This is a genomic window from Tepidimonas charontis (assembly GCF_007556685.1).
Classification (GTDB): domain Bacteria; phylum Pseudomonadota; class Gammaproteobacteria; order Burkholderiales; family Burkholderiaceae_C; genus Tepidimonas; species Tepidimonas charontis.
The window spans coordinates 1-2,425 of the sequence record NZ_VJON01000082.1 but is presented as its reverse complement, the minus strand read 5'-3'; the positions used below and the strand labels follow the sequence as shown (position 1 = coordinate 2,425).

Here is a 2,425-nt window from a genome sequence, read left to right as displayed (position 1 = left end):
TGTGAGGCAAGCGCATCGGCTGTTGCACGGGCAAGAGACGGACGTCTTTGCCGATGCGGGCTATCAGGGAGTGGACAAGCGAGCGGAAAACCAGGGCAAGCAAGTCGCTTGGCACGTGGCCATGCGGGGCCGGGCAAGCGCCGGGCATTGGACAAGAGCACTTTTCTTGGCCAGGTGATGGATGCCTTGGAACGCACCAAGGCGCGCATTCGTGCCAAGGGCGAGCATCCGTTTCGGGTACTCAAATGCCAGTTTGGCTACTGCAAGACGCCCTATCGAGGCTTGGCCAAGAACGGCGCGCAACTCAACGTCCTGTTTGCGCTGCTCAATCTGTGGCTGGTGCGCAAGGCCTTGTTGGCTGCAACGGGATAAGTGCGCCCGCCACGGCGCCACTGGGGGCCGACGAGGCCTCAGGAGGCCCACGAAAGGGGCTTCTGGAGCGGAAAATAACTCAAAATCTGCCCCTGATCCCGTCATGTGAAACAAAGTCTACCATCACCGCGTCCTCTGGAACGAATAGGCTGGGTTGTGCAGAGGTTTCCTAACGTCCAAGCTCAGGGGCGCGCCGCTTGGGGCGCGTCCCCCTGGAGCGAGGGGTTAGCCGAAACGGCGGATACCAGCGGAAAACGCTCTGGATGTCGAATCGACTCGACCGACAAATCCACATCAAGTTGAGGCCAGTAAAGATGATCGGCTGTGGGCCACTCGACGGTACAAAGCTGATCGATGGTTGCTTGACGAAACCAGGGAAACTCGGAAAAGGGAACCAACAACTCTTCGTCGCCGAGCAGTAGCCAGAAGCCGTGTCTGGAAATATGGGTGACCTCAGCGGCCAAAGTGTTTGTACCAGGCATTTTTGATCTCCTGCAAGTGGCGGAGGATGATTTCCTCGGCGTCGGAAAGCTCTTTCGAGGATAGGCCCGTGTGGCTTGCGAGCGAAATCGCGGGTTCGAGCCAGAACTTGGCCTCGCCATCGGGATGAGCGACATGGATGTGCATTCTCGGTTCTTCACGGGAAAAGAAGAAGAGCCGAAAAGAACCTTCGCGGACGACTGTGGGTGCCATAGTGCTGTCGTCGGCTAACGTCAGGCTTCAGGGGCTGGCGCGATAGCGACAGTCCCCTGGAAGTAAGGGTTGGGTCATTGCAAACTTAGCACTAGCTGATTATTTCCATAAGATGTTCCATGTATTTCTTTGTCTAAGCAAACTGCTTTGCATGCATTCTTGTCTACTGTTAATGTTTTTCCGTCTCTTGATACTTCTAAGTAACAAGTATGGCCATTTGCTACATAGTTTAATGGAATGTTCTGGTCGTTGTCAGGTATTTTGAATTTGATGGATACTCGTTGTGCATGTTCAGGTGCATAACTGAAATTTTCTTCAATCCCGTCAAATTGCAGCGAAGAAGCATATTTGTTTAAACCAGGGCAAGCTTGTTTAATTTTTGGCCAAGCTTCTGTCACGATGGTTTTGGCCTCTGGATTTAAATCAGCAGCCACAGAAATCTGTAATTCTTGTTTTGGTTTTTCTGAACAGCCAAAAATAGTTGCGAATATTATTGCAGGGACGACATGCTTCAATTGCTTCATAACTTCCTTCTATAACCCAACGCTTCGCTTGAGGGGCGCGGCGATTAGCCGCGTCCCTCTCGAAGCGATTGTTAGGCAAACTACCTCGACGGAACCACATAGATAGGTTTATTTGAATATGGATTGCCTGCTCCGTATGGATTATTGATGCTGTCCGGTGAATACTGGCTTCCATATCTACCGTAGGGATTCGACGTGGAATCAGGATCGTATGGGTTATTGCTAAGGCGTCCTCGGTAATTCCCTTGGCTGTCGTAGAGTTTCGGTGCGTCCGTGGCATAAGGATTTGTGTGCGACTTATTGCTGTAGGGGCTGCCGTACTGGCTATAGGGATTGTTCAGCCCGTCTGCTTTGTATGGGCTACCGGCACCATATGGATTGTTTAAGCAGTTCGGGTCATATGGACATGCTGCTGATGCCATTGTTGGGAACGCTACCGCAAAAATGGTGGCAACGATTACTTTCTTGACGTTCATAGTGCTCTCCTTTGTTTGCCTAACGTGTTATAGGGAGCAAAACTGCTGCATAACACCGACGGCTGTCTCCCTAACACCGGCGGCTCGATCAGGCGTAAAGCCGCGCCCAGCCTGCGTTTCCAGGCATTGACTGGATGTTTGTGCAGTACTAAATTTCATGCAAATTGGCGCAACGTTCGTACCACGCACTTTACCTGTGCGCGCGGGCGTTGGCAACCCCCCCCGAAAGGGGGTGTAGAAGCAAGATAGTAATGTCCGCTTCCGGCAAAGTAGAAATGTCCGCTTGTTGGTCTGGAAGCGGAGGGCTGGGTGGACAAGCGCATCGAGATGAGCGAGCGGGAGATCGAGCGGCTCAAGGTG

At 52.5% G+C, this 2,425-nt stretch carries 4 protein-coding genes and 1 pseudogene; 1 reads left to right on the top strand and 4 read right to left on the bottom strand.

What is annotated here, in order from left to right:
• Window positions 1-372: pseudogene (locus Tchar_RS13380) on the top strand (transposase); the annotation flags it as partial.
• Between the two features lie 182 nt (window positions 373-554).
• On the opposite strand, the gene Tchar_RS13375 reads toward Tchar_RS13380, so the two are convergent.
• The 4 genes from Tchar_RS13375 to Tchar_RS13360 all read right to left on the bottom strand — a co-directional run bounded on the left by Tchar_RS13375 (window position 555) and on the right by Tchar_RS13360 (window position 2,065).
• Window positions 555-854, bottom strand: a complete 300-nt coding sequence (locus Tchar_RS13375; RefSeq protein ID WP_132963663.1) for a DUF2442 domain-containing protein — start codon at window positions 852-854, stop codon at window positions 555-557.
• Window positions 826-999, bottom strand: coding sequence for a DUF4160 domain-containing protein (locus tag Tchar_RS13370; protein ID WP_201739387.1), 174 nt, complete (start codon window positions 997-999; stop codon window positions 826-828). The genes Tchar_RS13375 and Tchar_RS13370 overlap by 29 nt, the downstream gene beginning before the upstream one ends.
• Window positions 1,000-1,139: 140 nt before the next feature.
• The gene (locus tag Tchar_RS13365; RefSeq protein WP_144329470.1) at window positions 1,140-1,589 is read right to left on the bottom strand and encodes a hypothetical protein; all 450 of its coding nucleotides are present in this window, start codon (window positions 1,587-1,589) and stop codon (window positions 1,140-1,142) included.
• Between the two features lie 80 nt (window positions 1,590-1,669).
• The gene (locus Tchar_RS13360) at window positions 1,670-2,065 is read right to left on the bottom strand and encodes a hypothetical protein (RefSeq protein ID WP_201739386.1); all 396 of its coding nucleotides are present in this window, start codon (window positions 2,063-2,065) and stop codon (window positions 1,670-1,672) included.
• Between the last annotated feature and the right edge of the window lie 360 nt (window positions 2,066-2,425).